Below are 19,820 nucleotides of genomic sequence, written 5' to 3'. Positions count from 1 at the left end.
GAGGAGAAAGCGGCAGTATGAGAGAAAAACATCCATTTATTGTTCTATCTTTTCACACGACCGTGGCGGCGATGGAATGGGAAAAACGATGTATGGAAACGGGCATTCCGGGACGTTTAATTCCACTTCCGAGGGAGATTTCTGCTGGCTGTGGTCTTGCGTGGCGGATGCGTCCGGAAGAGTGGGAGCAGTGGAGCGGACGGATAGACACTTCTGTTTATGATAAGGTGTCGTGTGTGTGGCAGTAAAAAGAATTACTCTAAAAGCAGAAAACACAATCAAAAGAATTATTTGAAGAAGAAGCTGCATAAACAGGTAATGGAAATAATAGTAACAAAAGTGAGATAGGAGAAGGCATCCTCATGAAACGAGATGATTTAATTATTGTACGCGGCGGCGGTGACCTGGCAACTGGGACGATTCATCGGCTCTGGGCGGCAGGGCTTCGGGTGCTGGTGCTGGAGATCGAAAATCCGGCAGCGATCCGGCGACAGGTAGCTCTGTGTGAGGCGGTTTATACAAAAACAACTGAGGTCGAGGGGCTTCGTGCTGTCCGGATTGATCGATATGAGGAGGCAGAAGCGGTCTGGCGGGAAAATAGCGTGCCGATTTTGATTGATCCGAAAGGCGTGTCGATTGGAGCGCTGAAACCGGCTGTTGTGATCGATGCGATTCTGGCAAAGCGAAATCTTGGAACCCGCCGGGATATGGCACCGCTCACGATTGCACTTGGTCCGGGCTTTACGGCAGGTGAGGATGTGGATGTTGTGGTGGAGACAAAGCGCGGTCACCGGCTGGGGCGAATTATCCGCGAGGGTGCGGCAATCCCGAATACGGGGATTCCGGGCGTGATCGGTGGATACGGTGCAGAGCGAGTGATTCACGCACAGGCAGCGGGTATTTTCAAAAATGTGCGTGTGATCGGTGATATCGTCGAAGCCGGGGACACGATCGCGGAGATTTGGCAGGAGGACGGAACGAAACTTCTGGTTCAGACACAGATCACGGGCATTCTGCGAGGTCTTTTGCGGGATGGTTATCTGGTGACGGAACATTTCAAGGTAGCAGATGTCGATCCGAGAAAAGAGGAACTTTCCAACTGTTTTCTGATCTCGGACAAGGCGAGATGTATCGCGGGAAGTGTACTGGAGTTGGTGTGTGCCCAGTTATGGAAGTAAAAGAGAGACTATAGCAATAGTTCCTTTGAGAAAAATTCTAAGAAATTTCATCCTAATCATTGACGTATAGCAAAAAAACAGCGTAAAACTTTCTGGATAAGCTCCTTTGGCAGGCAGCTTTGATAAACATCAGGATCTGGTTTTGGAAGATGATCTCTATGATTGTTAGAATCTTCATGTCATAGGAAACTTCGTCCTATGACACAAAAATGCTCCGCGGAAAAGCACAGCGAACTATAAAGACGCTGTGCCTTCCGGGGTTTCTTCCCCTTCATTTGCTTCCTCCATGGTGACAATCGGCTGGATGGCCTCATCGGTGTAGCGGACGCGCAGAACTGCCTGCGGCCAGTTAAGCTTAATGAGGGCTGTTTTCTGCCGTCCTTTTCCGGCTTTTTCGATTAGGTCGAGCAGTTCACGCAGAACTTCCTTTGTCAGATAGCCGCCGCGCCAGTGAAACGTCAGTGTTTTTCCTTTTTTGGCCGCCTGTAAGGAGCGCTTGTAAACGTCCTCCTGTTTGGTAAAGGAGAGCTTCTTTTCTTTATAATAGAAATGGTCGCTGTCCGTGCAGGCAGGCGCCGGGGCGATGAGCGGTTCGTGGTCGCGGAAGATCGCCTTGTCGTCGAGATTGAAGTAATCGTAGCGGATTTCCTCGCCGGTCTGGAGACATTTGCCGAGACTGTTGTCGAAGGTAGCGTCCAGATGGTAGTACGTTTTCCCGATCTTGACGATGTTCCAGGTATGGCGGTATTTGATGCCCTTTTCAGGGTTATTGCCGCAGAGCGCGATCATGCACCAGATGCCGAGCGTATCACAAAGAATTTTGACCGATTTGGCGATGCCCTCGCAGACGCCGACGCCCTGTCCCAGAGGTCCGATGATCTCATGGGAGTAGGGCTTTTTTAATTTGTCATAGTGAACGTGTTCGCAGATAAAATCGTGGATATAGCGTTCTTTTTCCAGTTCAGTCAGCTTCATTGCCGGGCGGGCAAGTTTTTCGACGCGGGCGCCCATCGCTTTCTGATGTTCGCGGATCTTGCCCTTGTCAAAGAGGTATTCCGGTATCAGGATCAGGTTCGGGGAATCTGGGTAATACTTATATTTAAAGCCGGAAGCCCAGAAAATCTCCGGGTGATCGAGCCGCAGTTCAAAAAATACATTGCTTAAATCCTTTCCCTCCAGGCGCGGAATCTGAAATTCGTCGGAGAGATTGGTAAGTCCCTGCTGCATGGCGCGGTAGGCGGCTTGCTGGTTCTTGTTCATGTGATTATAGTAAAATGGTTCCATTTTGATATTCCTTTGTAACTCTTTATATTTTAGTGTGATTCAGCCGCTTTCTCAATCTGCCCGGATTCCGGGTCAAACCAGACGCGATCGCCCTCATTGATTCCGGCATCATAGAGTGCCTGATCCGCGGTGCGTATCGTGTATTCTGGATGCTCTGAGAGGTTTGCATTTTCAGTTGTGTCCAGCAGACGGACACAGACCATCGTTTCCTGTCCGTCCGGGCGTTCTTCACAGCCAAAATCGGCTTCGTATATTTCTAAAACCCGGCAAAGACGCAGGAATGTTTGATTGCTGTTCATTGTGTATATGCCTCATTCCATGGGAAAATTCCTGTTTTTGTCTTTTTAATTTTAGCAGAAGATGATAAGGCAGGCAAGTAGAGATGAAGGGGGGAAAATAAATTAAATGCGAAGCCACGGCAAATTCCGTTACTGGGCATGATGCGTGAACAGTAACGATGGGGCGGCTGGGAAGAAAAGCGGGAGGGGGAGAAATTTGAGGAGAAAATTGCCGGCAGATACTTGTAATTCTAATAAAAACAGGTAGAATAGAAGCTGTCTATGTCCTCGGGAGACGGACATAAAAGTTACAATCACGGGGGTTATAAGTAAATGGCAAAAAAGAAAAACAGCTTCAGCGGTTCGCTGGGGTTTGTGCTGGCAGCAGCCGGAAGTGCCGTCGGTGTAGGAAATATCTGGCGTTTTCCGTATTTATGTGCGAAAGACGGAGGCGGACTGTTCCTGCTGGTGTATCTGGTGCTGGTGGCGACATTTGGATTTGTACTTCTGACGACGGATGTGGCGATCGGCAGAAGAACGAAGGAGAATGCGCTGCAGGCGTTTGGAACGCTGCATCCGAAGTGGAAGTTTGTCGGATACCTGACGTTTCTGGTTCCGATGTTAATTATGACGTATTATTCGGTCATCGGCGGATGGATCACGAAATATTTCTTTGAGTATTTGACGACATCCGGCAGGGATGTGGCGGAGGACAGATATTTTACATCGTTTATCACGGAAAAGAATGCGCCGCTGATTTTCACGGGAATCTTTCTGGCGCTCACAATCTGGGTTGTATACAGAGGTGTAGAGAAGGGAATTGAGAAATTTTCCTGTTTTATCATGCCGGGACTGATCCTGTTAGTCATCGGAATCGCGATTTTTTCATTGACGCTTTCCTACACGGACGCGGATGGGACGGTCCGGACGGGAATACAGGGATTCCTCGTCTACGTGCGCCCGGATTTTACGGGACTGACGGTAAGAGGATTTCTGGAAGTACTGCTGGATGCGATGAGCCAGCTCTTTTTCTCACTGAGTGTGTCGATGGGAATTATGGTAACATATGGTTCTTATGTCAAAGATGAGATCGATTTGAACAAGGCGACCAATCAGATTGAATTTTTTGATACAGGTGTGGCGCTTCTGTCCGGTATGATGATTATTCCGGCGGTCTTTGTATTTTTAGGACGCGATGGCATGGCGTCCGGTCCGAGTCTGACCTTTATTTCGCTTCCAAAGGTATTTCAGGCGATGGGCGGCGCCGGTCATATCGTGGGACTTGCATTTTTCCTGATGCTTGGCTTTGCGGCGCTGACATCCTGCGTTTCTGTCATGGAAACGCTGGTTGCCAACTGCATGGAAGTGTTTGGAAAGACGAGAAAACAGATGTGTGTGATGGTCGGAATCTATTCCCTGATCACGGCAGTTCTCATTTGTCTGGGCTACAATGTTCTGTATTTTGAGTTGAAGCTGCCGAACGGTTCCACCGGACAGCTGCTTGATGTGATGGATTATATCAGCAACAGCTTCCTTATGCCGATCATTTCCTTCTTAACCAGCATCCTGATCGGATGGGTGGTCGGACCGAAGTGGATCGTGGAAGAAGTCGAGAAAAATGGGGAACATTTTTCAAGAGCAGGTATGTACAGCTTCTTAATCCGGTATATTGTGCCGGCTGTCATGCTGGTTCTTTTCCTGGTATCGACCGGGTTTATTAATATGCTGTAATGAAAAATGGTTTTAGCCGATTTTCACGGAAAGTGCGAGAATTGGTTAAAACCTTTTTTATAGAAAAATGCGTCCCATTATTCTTCACGGTCATCCGACTCGATCTCATAGGTATATCCGGCATTTTCGATCGCCTGAATTGTATCCTTGATGCCCTGTCCGCCTGCTTTTTTTATAGGATTCAATAAAAACAGGAATCTGTTCGGAATAAAACCTATTAAATACGTAGGAAAATAGGAACTATTAAAACCGATTTTATCATTTTTACCGGCTAGTGTCAACTTATAAAATTGTAAAAGTTTACAATCAAAACTGGACAATATATCGATTTTTTGCTATGATAAGCTAGTTAGAAAGAACTAACTTGCAGGAAACGTGAAAACGCAGTAAATTAGGTGCATAGGTGTGAAAGCTAGGCAGCCTGATTGGATAGAGTGGAGAAACAATGCGGTATTTGTGGATAAATCCGGTTTCTGCCGGGATGTGTGAGGAAGATTCGCTGAAGCGTTTTTTAGAACGGCATGGTCTGACGCGGGTCGAGTGCCGGGGCGATTGGGGACGGATCGTCCGGGAAAGATATGAAGCTAGTCTGCGGGCGGGCGTGACGCTTGCGGATGCGCGCTGTCCGGAGGCGGTTCGGCTGCTTGAAGAGATACAGAAGGAGCCGGAAAACGAATCTGGAATTGAAAACCTGAAAGTTGCCCCGATCGAGCCGATTTTACTTCACTGTGCGCGGGAATTAAGCACGCGTCCGGATCTGGCGGATGGGGAGAAGATCATCACGACGCCATGCCAGAGTCTTGCGGTGCTTGGAAATTCGCTGGGACTTGAGAATACGCGGTTTATCGCATGGAATCGTCTGGCAGGCGGTGAGGTGCGCGTCCGGGCGATCGAAGACAGCCCGATTCCGCCGGGGTATTTTGCGGGAATCTGCCGGAAAGATGGGCAGGCGGCGAAGGTAGAGAGTGTCAGCAGTCCGGAGAAAATCCGGGCATATGTGGAGAGCGGAAGCTGGAAGCAGGCGGATCTGCTGGAACTTTTGTATTGTAAGGATGGATGCCATCACGGGGATGGCGTGCAGACAGAGTGAGAGAAATCTGCGGTTCATGGAAAACGCTTGAGGAAGCGGAAAATGCATGAATTGCGGCAAAAGAATGGGAAGAATGAAAGAAACGAAGAAATTCAAGGATAATTGGCAGAAATACTTCGGTCCGGCGCTGGGAATCGGAGCGGTATTTCTGATCTGGTGTTTGGTCTGCCGCATGGAGATGGTCAGTGCGTATGTGCTGCCGTCCCCGGCGCGGGTGTGGACGAGCTTTTTAAAAATGGTGAAAACCGGGGAACTGTGGGGGGATATTTCAATCAGTTTCCTGCGTGTCATGAAGGGATTTGCGATTGCGTTCCTGTTTGCCTTTGTGCTGGGAATGTTCCGGGCGCTGTTTCCGGGCAGCAGCGTTTACTATGAGTATATTGTGCAGTTTTTCCGCAATGTCCCGCCGCTCAGCATGATTCCGTTGCTGATTCTCTGGTGCGGAATCGGAGAGACGACGAAGACGGTGATTATTGTGCTGGCGTCATTTTTCCCGATGTACTTAAATATCGTGAAGGGATTTACCGGGTGCGATTCGAAACTTCTGGAAGTGGGCGATATGTTCGGCTACTCGAAGCGCCGCAAATTTTTCCGCATCATTCTGCCCTATGCGATGGCAGATATTCTGGTCGGAATGCGGATCGGGCTTGGATATAGCTGGCGCGCCATTATCGGTGCGGAGATGGTGGCGGCGTCCACCGGGCTTGGACATATGATTTTATTTGCACAGCAGATGTCGCGGACCGACAAGGTGATCGTGGGGATTCTGGCGATCGGGGCAGTCGGATATGTGACGGACCGCCTGTTTGGATGGATGATAGGATTTGTGCTGAAAGGATCCGGGGAAAATGGCTGGAATTGAACTGATTGATATTCATAAAACATACCGGGTGGATAACCGGGAGATTCCCGTTTTAAACGGGATCAACCTGTCGCTTCCGGCGGGGAGAATCACCGTGATTCTGGGGCAGAGCGGATGCGGGAAAACGACGCTTCTGCGGCTGACCGGAGGACTGGAGACGGCGGACAGCGGAGAGATCCGCTGGGAGAGCGCCCACAAGACGGCATTTGTCTTTCAGGAACCGCGCCTCATGCCGTGGTTGACCGTCTGGGAAAATGTGGTGTTCGGGCTTTCAAAAAAGGAGACAGATCCGGGGAAAATAGAGGCGGTTATACGCACGGTCGGATTATCTGGATTTGAAAAAGCATATCCGGCACAGCTCTCCGGCGGAATGCAGCAGCGGGCGGCGATCGCGCGGGCGCTGGCGTATGAGCCGACCTTTATCATGATGGATGAGCCGTTTGCCGCGCTTGACTATTTTACAAGGGAACAGATGCAGAAAGAGCTTCTGCGCGTCCAGCAGGAGCGCAGTGCGAGCATTCTGTTTGTGACGCACAGCATCGATGAGGCACTGATTCTGGGAAGCCAGATTGCGGTCATTGAAAAGGGCATGGTCAAGGCGCTCTATGAGGTCAAGACGCCGCAGGAAGAGAGGAATCTTTTGGAGGATGAGATGATAACCCTGAAAAGGGATATTATAAATAATTTACATTTTATTTAGAGGAGGAACGATTATGATGAAACGATGGATGGCAATGGGAATGGCACTCTGCCTTACCGCAGCTTCCCTGGCAGGCTGCTCCGGTACAAAAGATGCGGCTGAGAGCACGCAGGCAGAGGCAGAAACCAGCGCAGAGGAGGCGGCAGCCGAGGAGGAGACAGCGAAAGAATCTGATCTGGATAAGCTGACCTTTACGTATGTAACTTCTCCGCTCAATGTGCCGACGATCATCGAGAAAAATCAGGGTATTTTTGAAAAAACATTTGGCGATATGGGGATTGAGGTTGATTATGCGGAGCTGACCTCCGGGGCAGATCAGACACAGGCGCTGGCTTCCGGCGATGTGCAGGTTTTGTATGCGGTTGGCGGTACTTCGGTGATTCTGTCTGCAGCAAATGGAGCGGATATCAAGGTATTAAATATGTACAGCCGTTCTCCGAAGGCATTCTGTATGTATTCTAAGGATGAGTCCCTGACGACGCCGGAAAGCCTGAGAGGAAAGACAATCGCAGGACCGACCGGAACCAACCTGCATGAGCTTCTCGTTTCCTATCTGGCAACGGCTGGCATGACGATCGACGATGTCAACTATGTCAATATGTCGATCCCGGATGCAAAAGCAGGTCTGGACGGCGGCAGTGTAGACGTGGCTCTGGTTGCTGGCGCAACTGCTTACAATGCAGGGAAGCAGGGTTACCACCTGGTAGCCGACGGCGAAGGCCTGATTAAGGCGATCATTGCAGTGGCAGTGACGCAGAAATTCTATGACGAGCACCCGGAGATCATCGAGAAGCTGGAAGAAGCACAGACCGAGATTGCTGATTTCATGGAAGAAAAACCGGATGAGACGATGCAGATCGTAGCCGATGAGCTGGATCTGGACACCGATGCAGTCAAAAGCATGTACGATCTCTATGATTTCTCTACCGAGATCACAGATGATGACAAAGAAGGCTTCCAGAAGACCGCTGATTTCATGTATGAATCCGGCATGATCGACGAGGCATTTGATGTAAAACAGTTATTTATTGAAAAATAATCAGTGAACATTTGAGAGGATAAACGATTGAAAAGCAGCTCCCGGAGTGTGGATTCCGGGGGCTGCTTTTACGATTGCATATGCAATTATGAAAATACGGAATGTTTACGCTAATACCTTTTTAATCGCTTCTAACAGCTCATCATACGTCTCATAGGCCGGAATCTGCGGATATTCTGCCTTGATCTCCTCCGTCGTGCGGAAGAGGAAGCCCGCCTTGCTTGCCTCAATCATGGCGAGGTCGTTGTGGCTGTCGCCGCTGGCGATCGTCTCGAAGCCGCAGGACTGGAGTGCTTTGACGGTGGTATATTTGGATTTCTCACAGCGCATCTTAAAATCGGTAATCTCACCATTTTCGCTGACAACCAGAGAGTTGCAGAAGATGGTCGGATAGCCAAGTTTCTTCATCAGAGGTCCGGCAAACTGGGAGAAGGTATCGCTGATGATGATTACCTGAGTGATTTCTTTTAATTTGTCTAAAAACTCCCTTGCGCCCGGAAGCGGATCAATTTTAGAGATCGTTTCCTGAATTTCCTTGAGTCCCAGTCCGTGCTCGCGCAGGATGTTTAAACGGTAATTCATCAGTTTGTTATAATCCGGCTCATCGCGGGTGGTGCGTTTTAACTCCGGGATTCCGGTTTCTTCAGCAAATGCGATCCAGATTTCCGGCACTAATACACCTTCTAGATCTAAACATACAATATCCATGTCTCCTCCTGTCTGATACAACGCCTGTCAGCGCTGTGCTCGGTTGAAAAATTTGCTTCCTATTATAGACGAAATGCAGGGGAAATACCAGAGAAATTTGAGAAAAGATGAAAGAATAGAAAAAAGTGCGTTACTGGGCACGTATGTGTGAACAGTAACAAAAGTACCAATTATTCGCGGTGAGAAAGATTCAGAAGTGAAGAGTTGGCATCATATAGCAGCAGAGTGGTTATCAATAGAATTAAAAAATACCAAAAAAGGGAGTCTCTTTTCGTGAGCGAGAGACACCCTTTTTGGCACCTATAGTCGGGTTATAATTTGATTTTGATGAAATCATTAGCAATGCGCCGGTTTATTCATTTCAGATCTTTTATCGTTTTCTGTCTTCGAAGCAGTCGATTTCGAAAACAGTACTTTACCGGAATGAACCACAATAATCACACCCAGAACCATCAGCAGAACCGCGATGATAAGCTGCAGTCCTTCTACCATAAAGACAGCGGTTCCGGCATTGTAAGCCTTTACCAGTGCGATGCAGCGCTCAACGAGTGCGGTGAAGGTAACGCACAGCATAACAACCAGTGGAACCAGCAGCGTGCGGTTTTCACGACCGGTGACGCGTAAGAAGACGCACAGGGTGATGAGAACCAGGGCGCTTAACAGCTGGTTGGCGCTGCCAAACAGCGGCCAGATGTTGGAGTAGCCGATCTGCGTTAAAATGTAGCCGCATACCAGGGTGATAACCGTTGCAAAATATTTGTTGCAAAGAAGTTTTCTCCATCCTTCGGCGTGTTCCATGTCATCAACGCTGAACAGCTCCTGGAAGGACATACGTCCGATACGTGCAACGGAATCCAGGCTTGTCAGGGCAAGTGCGGAGACGCACATCGTCATAAAGCACTGGGCGGCGTAAACCGGGATGCCGAACATCTCCAGGAATCCGGCAACACCGGAGGAGAAGATAGCAAACGGAGTACCGGTTGCAGGCGTGCCATCAGCGGAAGCGGCAGCACCGGCAACGCACAGAGCCAGGACAGCCAGTAAACTTTCCAAAAGCATAGCGCCGAAGCCAACTTTCGGCATATCCTTTTCATTGGTGATTGCCTTGGAGGAAGTACCCGAGGAAACCAGGCTGTGGAAACCGGATACGGCGCCGCAGGCAACGGTTACAAACAAAATCGGGAACAGGTCACCGGATTTCTCATTGTGGAAACCAGTGTAAGGCGCCAGGTTCATTGCCGGATGTGCGACAAGCAGTCCAACGACGGCACCGATAATCATACCGGCAAACATAAAGGTTGTCATCAGGTCACGCGGTTCCATCAAAAGCCACATCGGAAGAACGGCTGCGAGGAAAATGTAAGCGAATACCATGTAGGACCAGTTCGCCTTGGTGGTAATGAGCGGGCAGTTCATGCCGATGACGAAAGCAGCTACCGTGCAGACAAGTCCGAGCAAGGTCTGTTTCCAGCCATGGAACTGAGCCTTTTTCTGAATCAGTCCAAATACAACGGCAAAGGCAATGAACAGAAGGGAAATGCTTCCGGCTGCGCCGTTAACAGTTGCGGCGGCGGATAAGCTGGTCACGCCGTCTACCGTCTCATATGCATTGAATGTACCAGCAACCATGTCGGCAAAAGCGGCGGTTACAATTAAAGTAAAGAGCCAGCAGAACAGAAGAAACAGCTTTTTACCGGTTTTGCCGATGTACTGTTCAATCAGAAGTCCCATCGATTTGCCTTCATTTTTAACGCTGGCGTACAGGGCACCAAAATCGGTAACAGCGCCGAAAAAGATGCCGCCGAGGATGATCCAGAGAAAGACCGGAACCCATCCAAAGACAGCCGCCTGAATAGCACCGGTGACAGGACCGGCACCGGCGATGGATGAAAACTGGTGGGCAAATACAACCCAGCCATCGGTCGGAACATAGTCCTGACCATCTTCTTTTGTGACGGCCGGTGTTTTTGCGTTTGGATCAATGCCCCATTTATGGGCGAGCCATCTGCCGTAGAGCAGATAACCAGCCGCCAGACAACAGGCTGCGATAACTACGATAACTAATGTGTTCATAAAGATACCTCCATTCCCATAGGTCAAATGGTTTTTAGTGTCCCGGCAGTTTGCCGGAGTTTCGGGAGCGGGGAAACAAAAAAGCCTCCGTCCTCCTGAAACTTTTAAAAGTTCAAGAAGACGGAGGCATAAGCATCCGCGGTACCACTTCTTTTACCGGCTGTAAAGCCGATCTCTCAGCCATATCCATCATTCTGAATATGTTCCTCTTTAACGGTAGGAATCCGGACCGGACTACTGGTATCCTACATGCGTTTGTTCGGTCAGCTCACAGGGGATAACTTCCATCGGCGTTACTGTCTTTCATCGCCCGACAGCTCTCTGAAAACGTGGAAAATTGGAAATCGTGTCCTGCTCAATGCTTTTTACAAGTACGAATTATAGACTTTTTTGAAGGAAAGTCAATCGAAAAAATAGCCGGAAGTTTGTGACAGAAATTTTACAAATCCGTCATTTTGACAAAAAAATCACAACTAAGAAATTTAACAACTGCTTATCTAGAAGTCTGAGTTACTGTTTACGCATACGTGCCCAGTAACAAGTCGGAAGCATTCCTGTGTTAAAACTTCGAAAAAACTGGACACACCCTTATTTTGCTGTATAATAGGTAATTGTCGGTTCTTTTTAGGGCTGGCAATTACTTTTTATTTAAATTGGGAAGAAAAAGGGAGAGTTTTGGGTATGGAAAAAATACGTCCAATGTTGTTTACAACATTGAAGAAGTATTCCGGCGCACAGCTGATGTCAGATGTGGTAGCGGGTATCATCGTGGCGATCATCGCGCTGCCGCTTTCGATCGCGCTGGCGCTGGCTTCGGGGGTAGGTCCGGAACAGGGTATCTACACGGCGATTGCAGCCGGATTTGTGATTTCATTTTTAGGGGGCAGCCAGGTACAGATTGCAGGTCCAACGGCGGCATTTGCAACGATCGTGGCAGGTATCGTGGCGAAGAGCGGCGTGGAAGGACTGGCAGTTGCGACGATCATGGCAGGTATCATCCTAGTTATCATGGGATTCTGCCATTTTGGTTCACTGATTAAGTTTATTCCGTTTACAATCACGACCGGCTTTACCTCCGGTATCGCGGTGACGATCGTCATCGGTCAGTTGAAGGATTTCTTTGGCGTAACCTATCCGGCAGGCATGGAGACGATCGAGACGATGCAGAAGCTGAAAGCGTTCGCGGCTGGATTCGGAAGTGTCAACCTGCACGCGATCATCGTCGGCGTGGTGTGTCTGGCGATTCTGATCGTGATGCCGATGATCACGGAAAAAATTCCGGGATCGCTGGTAGCGGTTATTGCAGGTATTTTAATGGTAAAATTCCTGCCGCTGCATGTGAATACGATCGGCGACCTTTACACGGTCAGCAACAAGCTTCCGGCGTTCCGTCTGCCGGTGTTCAGCTACGATGTGATTCAGGGTTCCCTGTCGGATGCGTTTACGATTGCAGTTCTGGCGGCGATTGAGTCTCTGCTTTCCTGCGTGGTAGCGGACGGCATGATCGGCGGAAAACACCGTTCCAACACGGAGCTGGTGGCACAGGGCGCGGGTAATATTATTTCCGCCCTGTTTGGCGGTATTCCGGCGACGGGCGCGATCGCGCGTACCGCAGCCAATGTCAAAAATGGCGGCCGTACCCCGGTTGCAGGCATGGTTCATGCGGTTGTCCTGCTTCTGATTCTGGTAGTTCTGATGCCGTGTGCAAGCTGGATCCCGATGCCGACCATCGCGGCAATCTTGTTTATGGTTGCCTACAATATGTGTCAGTGGAGAACCTTCGTCCGTCTGACCAAGACGGCTCCGAAGAGTGATATTGCGGTTCTGGTGATGACCTTCTTCTTAACCGTTATCTTCGATCTGGTTGTAGCGATCGAGATCGGTATGCTGTTATCCTGCCTGCTGTTTATGAAGCGGATGAGCGATGAGACGGGCGTCAGAAGCTGGCTCTATGTCGAAGAAGTAGAGGAGCAGAAGCGCAAAGAGCAGGAAGTAAGAAAAGCGAAAAAAGCCGGAAAAGAGCTTTCAGTGGAAGAGGCACAGCTCTTAGCGGCAGCTGCAGAAGATGAAGAAGCAGCCATGAAAGAACAGGCACGTCTGCGGGAGATTCCGAGAGAACTGGCTGTTTATGAGATTACGGGACCGCTGTTCTTCGGTGCAGCAGACCGCATCAACCAGATTGAAACCCGCGAGGAGACGAAATGCCTGGTTCTTCGTATGCGTGCCGTTCCGGCGGTTGACAGTACGGCAATGAACTCGATGGTTGCCCTCTATGAGCGCTGCCAGAAGAAGGGCGTTACACTGATTCTGTCCCATGTCAACGAGCAGCCGATGCGCGTCATGGAGAAATCTGGATTTGTAGATATGGTTGGAAGAGAGCATTTCTGCCAGAATATTGAGGCGGCTCTTGACCATGCAGATGAGGTGCTGGGAAAATAATTATGGACATCTATCGGAGAATGGAAGAAGTATTTAAGCGCATTCCGGACGGCTGCGTGACGACCTACGGTCAGGTCGCGCTTCTGTGCGGTGCACCGCGCCATTCCCGTCAGGTGGGATATGCGCTCCGCACCAACCGCCTGGGCGATGTCCCGGCATTCAGGGTGATTAATTCCAAGGGCTTTCTAAGCGGCGCAGCGGCGTTCGACTATCCGGGACAGCAGAAAAAACTGCTGGAACAGGATGGAATACGGGTGGACTCCACCGAGGACGGCGACCGCGTCGATTTGAAACAATATGGATGGAAACCTTCGATGGACGAGGCAGAAGAATTGTATGCGTTGTTTCGGAAGTTGGGGATCTGAGTGGGAATCAAGGAAAATGCATCTGAATGAGATGTTGGTAAGCGAAAGAAGTGAAATGAGATGGATAAGATGGCAGACGATAGGGGCTGCATCTTATCCATTTTTAATAGACATTTCTGACCGTTTATTATTAAATTGCCTCCGCGATTTGCCGTGCCACATAGACACCGCTGGCAGATGCATGGGAAAGGGAATGGGTAATACCGCTGCCGTCACCGATGACGTAGAGTCCATCATGACAGGTCATCAGGTTGTGATCCACTTCCACCTCCATGTTGTAGAATTTTACCTCCACTCCATAGAGAAGCGTGTCATCATTCGCCGTACCCGGTGCCACCTTATCCAGGGCATAAATCATCTCGATAATACCGTCCAGAATCCGCTTCGGGAGAACCAGGCTCAGATCACCGGCAGCCGCATTGAGGGTTGGAACCGTAAAAGATTCATTGATTCGCTGCTGCGTGCTTCTTTTTCCGCGGATCAGGTCTCCAAAACGCTGCACAATTACGCCACCGCCCAGCATGTTGCTGAGTTTTGCAATACTCTCTCCATATTCATTGGAATTCTTGAAAGGCTCTGAAAAATGTTTCGCCACCAGAAGGGCAAAGTTCGTGTTATGGGTCTGCTTTGCAGGATCCTCGTAGCTGTGGCCATTTACCGTTACGATGCCGTTGGTATTTTCATTTACCACAGCTCCCTTGGGATTCATACAGAAGGTGCGCACGTAATCCTCGTATTTTTCCGTACGATACACGATCTTGCTCTCATAGAGTTCATCTGTAAGATCCGAAAAGATCTCAGCCGGCAGTTCAACCCGGACACCCAGATCCACACGGTTGGAATTCGTATGGATATCCAGATCCCTGCATACCTTCTGCATCCACTTACTGCCGCTTCGTCCGGCGGAAATGATGCATTTCGTACCCTCAAAGGCTGTATCATCGCTGTAAACCTTGTAACCCTTCTCGGTCTTCTCCACGGTTTCGATGGAACAGTCAAAATAGAAATCTACCTTATCCTTCAGATGATCATAGAGGTGCTCCAGAACAACATAATTAATATCCGTACCCAGATGGCGGACCGAAGCATCCAGAAGATGCAGACCATGCTGCATGCAGGTTTTTTTGAACTTTGTTCCTGCAGTGGAATACAGCTTCGTTCCCTCCCCGCCAAAACGGAGGTTGATTCCATCTACGTATTTCATCAATTCAATGGCCGTCTTCTTTCCGATATACTCATAGAGAGTACCGCCGAAATCATTGGTAATGTTGTATTTTCCATCAGAAAATGCACCGGCGCCGCCGAATCCGCTCATGATGGAGCAGCATTTGCAGTGAATACAGGACTTGATTTTATCACCATCAATGGGACATTTACGGTGCTCCAGCGGATGTCCTACCTCAAAAACAGCGATCTTTAAATCCGGTTTACGTTCCATCAGCTCATAGGCAGAAAAGATACCGCCGGGACCGGCGCCGATAATTAACACATCATACATATTGAAATTCTCCTTGTTTTCCTGAAATTTGATTCCCTCTTTCTGTATTATAGCATAAATTCGAAAAAATAGGCAGCGCGTCATGCGCTGCCCCGAAACAGTATCCCCCATGTCGTCATGGCATCTTCCGTTATCATATCATCACCTCAGAATAAAGCTTTTTTTATGGCTGTAACCATCAGCCTGATTCCCTTTGTAAAATTACCGGAGGTGTTTTCGAGCCTGATGACCTCTCCGGCGCTTCTTGGCAAAGGGCTGGCGCTGGGACTTGTATCTACCTTTTTTCCGTTTGTAAGCTACACACTGGGACTCCGCCAGATGGAGGCAGGAAAAGCCTCGGTTCTGGCGTTCTCTGAGCCGATGGTGGCAGCTGTGGCTGGGATTGTGGTATTTGGAGAAATGCTGCGGGTTGAAAATGTGCTGGGCATTCTTTTGATTTTCACAGCATTGGTGGTGTTGAACAGCCGGAACGTAAAACGGTAAAATCAGGGGCTAAGCGATAATGGAACTGTGACGAAAACACGGATCACAAATCTTAAACGGATATCCAACCGGCAGCATCCGTCCGCAGCGCTGGCAGCGGGCGATGTAGCTTTTTTTGCCCTTGGACAAATACTGCATGATCGTGCCTTCAGTGCGGCTGCGTTCTTGTTCGAGCCAGTCCTCGTCGATGATCTTGTCAAAACGGTGGGAGAACTGGTAGTAGAGGTCGAGCTTGCGGTAATATGTTTCGTATTTCTGCAGCCCCAGCTTGGAGCCGGCGCCTTTGTCCGGGTGTTTCAGGCGCTTGTCCGCCGGGTAATCCTTGCAATAGCGCAGCCATTGCAGGACAACCTGATGATCCTTGATATCGATGGGACAGCTGATCATGCGGTAGAGAATCCGTTTGTCATCGAATCCGTAGATATCGTTTCTGTAGCGTTCTGCCTGCGCATAAAGGCTTAAAATCTCATCGACGCTGACCTTTTCAAACGGAGGCGTCGGCTCAACGGATTTCCAGACTTTGATGATAACGTCCAGCGGCTCGTCCAGATCGAGGAGAATCTGCGGGAAACCGAGGCTGACTTTTTCGATCGGTTCTTCCTCCTGAGTAAGCTGTTCCCGGATATAATCGAGGGATTCCTGTCCCATCGCATTGACGTAGCCGGTGTCAAAGAGTCCGAAGCGTCCGGCGCGCCCGGCGATCTGCTTGATCTCCGGTACGGTCAGACCGCGCCGGGTGGTACCGTCAAATTTCTGGGTCTGGACGAATACGATACGCCGGACAGGCAGGTTGAGTCCCATGCCGATCGCGTCGGTGGCGACGACCACCTTGGTTTTGCCGCTGGTAAAAAGCTGCATCTGGCGTCGGCGGATCTCCGGCGGCAGGCTTCCGTATATAACACTTGCCTTGATACCTTCTTCTTCCAGACGTCCCGCCACATCCAGCACAGATTTTTTGGAAAATACGACGAGTGCATCGCCGGGAAGAACACTTTCCGGGAAGGAAAATGGCGTGTCCTCACAGATGAGCGCAGTTTTGCGCTGATACCGGCAGATGGCAAGGCTGTCGCCGCACAGATGGATCAGGTGTGTGACAGCAGATTCAGCGGCGGGACTCATGCAGACATGGATTTCGTGAGCTTTCAGCCCCAGAATCGCCTTTGTCCAGCAATGCCCGCGGTCTGGATCGGCGGTCAGCTGTGCCTCATCAATCACGGCAATATCGTATTCTTCCGAGAAATCTGCCATCTCGATCGTCGAAGCTGTGATCCGGCTGTCATCGTCGGCGATACACTCCTGACCGGTCAGCATGGTGCTGGGAACGCCGCAGTCGTGCATTTTTTCATATACCTCAAGCGCCAGAAGGCGCAGCGGACCGAGGTAAGTGCCCTTTTTCGCTGTTTTTAAGCGTTCCAGCGCGTGAAATGTTTTGCCGCTGTTGGTCGGTCCGATGTGGAGAATGAAACGGCGGTTCATCGCCATAGTCTCCGGAAATTCCAGCTCTGGGCGGGATGGGACGAGATCCATGATTTTATACTGGATGACGTAGCGCTTATAGATCTGGTAAAGCTCCAGAAGTGTCTGCGTGCAGAGCTGACCATCCAATTCTGTTTCCAGATAATTCAGAAAATCCACGGAAATATCATCGCGCTGGGCGGGCAGAAACATTGCCTCATCCAGGCGGATGAGCTGTGGCAGCAGGCTGGTTTCAATGAGCTTTGTGACAGCATCGTTGTGCGAACGGTACGCAAAATAAGCCAGATTTTTGATCTGGCGGTGCCATTCCTCCAGCGAGAGGCTGGTGACCTGTGTCGGTTTGGTGCGTTTCAGTGTTTTAAACAGCCGGTTGGTCCGCTCGCTCAGATCGCGGGGGCGGGAACTGGTCTTTCTTTTTTTCTTGCTTGCCGCCTGATACTGGCGGATATATGTCTGAAGAAGCTGGTTTGGCTCGATCATTTGAAAGTCTCCTCTTTATGTAAATATCTTGTCCGATAAATCTTCTGGTTTAAAGCTTCATTTGATATAGGAATGTTTCTATTATCGCAGAAGTTGCATGGATGTGCAAGAACGGGAAATCAGATTGCAGAAAAATATAAAAATATTTGATATAATAAGAACACTTAGTTAAAACAGAAAGGTCAACATTATATGGCATCAAACTATAAAACGGGCGCCAGCCTGAATTTAACTCCTTTCGAAATGCAGCTTCTAAGCCGCAGCCCCCTGTTTCGAGGCGCGGGCGAATCCGGAATCGGGGAGATGCTGTCCTGTCTGGGGGCGGAGGAACGCAGTTATGAAAAAGAAGAAATGATTTATCGCGCGGGGAATACGGTCACATCTCTGGGTGTGGTGATGCACGGAAGTGTGATGATTGTCAACGATGATCTGTGGGGCAACCGCAGCATTCTAGACCGGGTAGAACCGGGACAGATTTTTGCGGAGACATATGCGTGCGTGCCGGGGGAAAAGCTGCTGGTCGATGTGTTTGCAGCGGAGGTGACGGAAGTGCTGTTTTTAAATGTTGGAAAAATGCTGTCGCAGTGTCCCAATTCTTGCGGACATCACACGCAGCTTATCCGCAACCTGCTTGCAATCTCGGCGCAGAAAAACTTGCAGCTGTCCCGCCGGATCTTCAATACATCGTCGAAATCCATCCGGGGACGGCTTCTGTCGTACCTCTCCGATCAGGCGGTAAAAAATGAGAGCGAGAGATTTGATATCCCATTCAACCGCCAGCAGCTCGCCGACTATCTGGGCGTGGACCGATCGGCGCTGTCGGCAGAGCTGGGGAAAATGCAGCGGGAAGGGCTTCTGGAATTTAGAAAAAATCACTTTCATTTATATGAAGAGGTTAGAAGCTTGTAGATTACAAACAAAAATACCCTGTCAGGAGCATTAAAATCCGATCGACAGGGTATTTTTAGTGAAAATCCCTATGGGTGTAACAAGACCGGCTGTCCATTCCCTATACTTTCCTGCACCGGCTGTTTCAGCATATCCAGAAATGCCTGTGCCGCCGGCGTCAGAGGGCGCATCGGGTTTTGCAGGATGAGGATCTGGCGCTTCGGGATAGGGATATTTAAGTGAAGCTGGAACACGCGGTAGTTGAGCAGGTAGTTCCGGGCAAATTCCGAGGGAACAAAGCCGATTCCCAGATTGTGGGAGACGGTCGGGGCGATCAGATCGTTGGAAGAAACTTCGATGCTCGGGTGCAGATCCAGCCCCTGTTCCTCAAAGAGATTGTCCCAAAAAAGCCGCGTCGTCGTGCCGGACTCCATGCTGACAAGCGGGTGCATACAGAGCTCTTCAAGGGAGAGTGTGCGGTTCTGCAGCTCGGAAAAACGGTTTCCGGCGATGACGATATCCTGGAACTCGGCAACCGGCATCACGTGAACCAGATCCAGCTCCTTCATGATCTCGTGGATCGGAGAGATGATGACGGCAAAATCATTTTCCCCGGCCTTTAAGGAAGAAGCGGTGATCGGCGCAGAGTTGGAATGAATCTGTACGGTCACATTCGGAAAACGCTGCTGGAACTGTTCAATATAAGGAAGCAGAAAGAAGCGCATCGTCAGCTCGCTCGCACCGATCGAAACCCTGCCGCTCTGACTGTTCGTATATTCTTTTAAAATCTCTTCCGCGCGTCCCATCTGCTGGCAGGGACGGTTGATCTGGCGGAACAGGATCCGCCCTTCATCGGTCAGGGTCACGCCTTTTTGGGAGCGGTTGAAAAGTTTGCACTGAAGCATATCTTCTAAATTATGAATGTATTTTGTTACGGTTGGCTGCGTGAGGCAGAGATTCAAAGCCGCCTGGGTAATATTCTGGCACCGAGCCACCTCATAGAAAACCTTGTAGTAGTCAAAACTGATGTCCATGTATGTAGTTGAAATCCTTTCTGTATGTCGGGCTGTTTCTGCCTGATTGAAACAGTGTTTATCTGATTTTATATCTGTACTTATCTGTATGTCTATTTACCAAATATAGTCACACTTTATCGTATTTTTCCAGAAATGTCCAGCCGCAATAACGATTACCAATAACTATCACCATTCATTTTATCTATGGATATAGGAAAAAAATATAATTTTA

The 19,820-nt window shown here is 49.5% G+C and carries 18 protein-coding genes and 1 other annotated feature; of the genes, 11 read left to right on the top strand and 7 right to left on the bottom strand.

What is annotated here, in order from left to right; all coding sequences use genetic code 11:
- Positions 1–17: 17 nt before the first annotated feature.
- Together DWZ45_RS06405 and yqeB are read left to right on the top strand one after the other, a co-directional pair.
- Positions 18–248, top strand: coding sequence for a DUF3343 domain-containing protein (locus tag DWZ45_RS06405; RefSeq protein ID WP_118468191.1), 231 nt, complete (start codon positions 18–20; stop codon positions 246–248).
- A gap of 114 nt (positions 249–362) precedes the next feature.
- The gene (gene yqeB / locus DWZ45_RS06400) at positions 363–1,178 is read left to right on the top strand and encodes a selenium-dependent molybdenum cofactor biosynthesis protein YqeB (protein WP_118468189.1); all 816 of its coding nucleotides are present in this window, start codon (positions 363–365) and stop codon (positions 1,176–1,178) included.
- 234 nt (positions 1,179–1,412) lie between these two features.
- On the opposite strand, the gene DWZ45_RS06395 is transcribed toward yqeB, so the two are convergent.
- Both DWZ45_RS06395 and DWZ45_RS06390 read right to left on the bottom strand, forming a co-directional pair.
- On the bottom strand, positions 1,413–2,462 hold the full coding sequence (locus tag DWZ45_RS06395; protein WP_118468187.1) for a transglutaminase domain-containing protein: 1,050 nt from the start codon (positions 2,460–2,462) through the stop codon (positions 1,413–1,415).
- 29 nt (positions 2,463–2,491) lie between these two features.
- Positions 2,492–2,761, bottom strand: a complete 270-nt coding sequence (locus DWZ45_RS06390) for a hypothetical protein (protein WP_118468185.1) — start codon at positions 2,759–2,761, stop codon at positions 2,492–2,494.
- Between the two features lie 312 nt (positions 2,762–3,073).
- Between DWZ45_RS06390 and DWZ45_RS06385 the strand changes: the two genes are divergently transcribed.
- From DWZ45_RS06385 to DWZ45_RS06365, 5 genes are all read left to right on the top strand, one after another.
- Entirely contained in the window at positions 3,074–4,471 is a 1,398-nt protein-coding gene (locus DWZ45_RS06385) for a sodium-dependent transporter (RefSeq protein ID WP_118468183.1), read from the top strand.
- Between the two features lie 445 nt (positions 4,472–4,916).
- Positions 4,917–5,561: a hypothetical protein gene (locus DWZ45_RS06380; RefSeq protein WP_118468181.1), complete on the top strand. Its 645-nt coding sequence runs from the start codon at positions 4,917–4,919 to the stop codon at positions 5,559–5,561.
- 46 nt (positions 5,562–5,607) lie between these two features.
- A complete protein-coding gene (locus DWZ45_RS06375) occupies positions 5,608–6,423 on the top strand; it encodes an ABC transporter permease (RefSeq protein WP_233430200.1) in 816 nt (271 codons plus the stop codon).
- On the top strand, positions 6,410–7,123 hold the full coding sequence (locus DWZ45_RS06370; RefSeq protein ID WP_118468179.1) for an ABC transporter ATP-binding protein: 714 nt from the start codon (positions 6,410–6,412) through the stop codon (positions 7,121–7,123). Before DWZ45_RS06375 ends, DWZ45_RS06370 begins: the two co-directional genes overlap by 14 nt.
- A 13-nt stretch (positions 7,124–7,136) precedes the next feature.
- Entirely contained in the window at positions 7,137–8,162 is a 1,026-nt protein-coding gene (locus tag DWZ45_RS06365) for an NrtA/SsuA/CpmA family ABC transporter substrate-binding protein (RefSeq protein ID WP_333489837.1), read from the top strand.
- A gap of 105 nt (positions 8,163–8,267) precedes the next feature.
- Here the strand turns inward: DWZ45_RS06365 and thrH are convergent, their stop codons facing one another.
- Positions 8,268–8,870 (bottom strand): bifunctional phosphoserine phosphatase/homoserine phosphotransferase ThrH, encoded by a 603-nt coding sequence (gene thrH / locus DWZ45_RS06360; RefSeq protein WP_022359071.1) that lies wholly within the window; start codon positions 8,868–8,870, stop codon positions 8,268–8,270.
- A 336-nt stretch (positions 8,871–9,206) separates the two neighbouring features.
- Positions 9,207–10,943 (bottom strand): carbon starvation CstA family protein, encoded by a 1,737-nt coding sequence (locus DWZ45_RS06355; protein ID WP_117796188.1) that lies wholly within the window; start codon positions 10,941–10,943, stop codon positions 9,207–9,209.
- 113 nt (positions 10,944–11,056) lie between these two features.
- Positions 11,057–11,311 (bottom strand) — a binding site (T-box leader).
- A gap of 313 nt (positions 11,312–11,624) precedes the next feature.
- On the opposite strand from DWZ45_RS06355, the gene DWZ45_RS06350 reads away from it, so the two are divergent.
- Positions 11,625–13,382: a SulP family inorganic anion transporter gene (locus DWZ45_RS06350; RefSeq protein WP_118468177.1), complete on the top strand. Its 1,758-nt coding sequence runs from the start codon at positions 11,625–11,627 to the stop codon at positions 13,380–13,382.
- A gap of 2 nt (positions 13,383–13,384) precedes the next feature.
- Positions 13,385–13,747 (top strand): MGMT family protein, encoded by a 363-nt coding sequence (locus DWZ45_RS06345; RefSeq protein WP_118468176.1) that lies wholly within the window; start codon positions 13,385–13,387, stop codon positions 13,745–13,747.
- 130 nt (positions 13,748–13,877) lie between these two features.
- Here DWZ45_RS06345 and DWZ45_RS06340 read toward each other — a convergent pair whose 3' ends face one another.
- A complete protein-coding gene (locus tag DWZ45_RS06340; RefSeq protein WP_118468174.1) occupies positions 13,878–15,245 on the bottom strand; it encodes an NAD(P)/FAD-dependent oxidoreductase in 1,368 nt (455 codons plus the stop codon).
- A 165-nt stretch (positions 15,246–15,410) separates the two neighbouring features.
- Here DWZ45_RS06340 and DWZ45_RS06335 point away from each other — a divergent pair, with 165 nt between their 5' ends.
- Positions 15,411–15,728 carry an EamA family transporter gene (locus DWZ45_RS06335; RefSeq protein ID WP_182426640.1) on the top strand — a complete coding sequence of 106 codons (318 nt, stop codon included), beginning with the start codon at positions 15,411–15,413 and terminating at the stop codon, positions 15,726–15,728.
- Positions 15,729–15,737: 9 nt separating this feature from the next.
- Here DWZ45_RS06335 and DWZ45_RS06330 read toward each other — a convergent pair whose 3' ends face one another.
- Positions 15,738–17,684, bottom strand: a complete 1,947-nt coding sequence (locus tag DWZ45_RS06330; RefSeq protein WP_118468170.1) for a DEAD/DEAH box helicase — start codon at positions 17,682–17,684, stop codon at positions 15,738–15,740.
- A 243-nt stretch (positions 17,685–17,927) separates the two neighbouring features.
- On the opposite strand from DWZ45_RS06330, the gene DWZ45_RS06325 reads away from it, so the two are divergent.
- On the top strand, positions 17,928–18,593 hold the full coding sequence (locus DWZ45_RS06325) for a Crp/Fnr family transcriptional regulator (RefSeq protein ID WP_181357208.1): 666 nt from the start codon (positions 17,928–17,930) through the stop codon (positions 18,591–18,593).
- Positions 18,594–18,661: 68 nt separating this feature from the next.
- On the opposite strand, the gene DWZ45_RS06320 is transcribed toward DWZ45_RS06325, so the two are convergent.
- Positions 18,662–19,606 carry a LysR family transcriptional regulator gene (locus DWZ45_RS06320; RefSeq protein ID WP_118468168.1) on the bottom strand — a complete coding sequence of 315 codons (945 nt, stop codon included), beginning with the start codon at positions 19,604–19,606 and terminating at the stop codon, positions 18,662–18,664.
- Positions 19,607–19,820: the final 214 nt, after the last annotated feature.

It is taken from the genome of Clostridium sp. AF32-7AC, assembly GCF_003477925.1.
GTDB classification, from domain to species: Bacteria; Bacillota; Clostridia; order Lachnospirales; family Lachnospiraceae; genus Otoolea; species Otoolea fessa.
The sequence above is the reverse complement of the archived record's forward strand: the minus strand, read 5'-3'. Positions and strand labels throughout refer to the sequence as shown.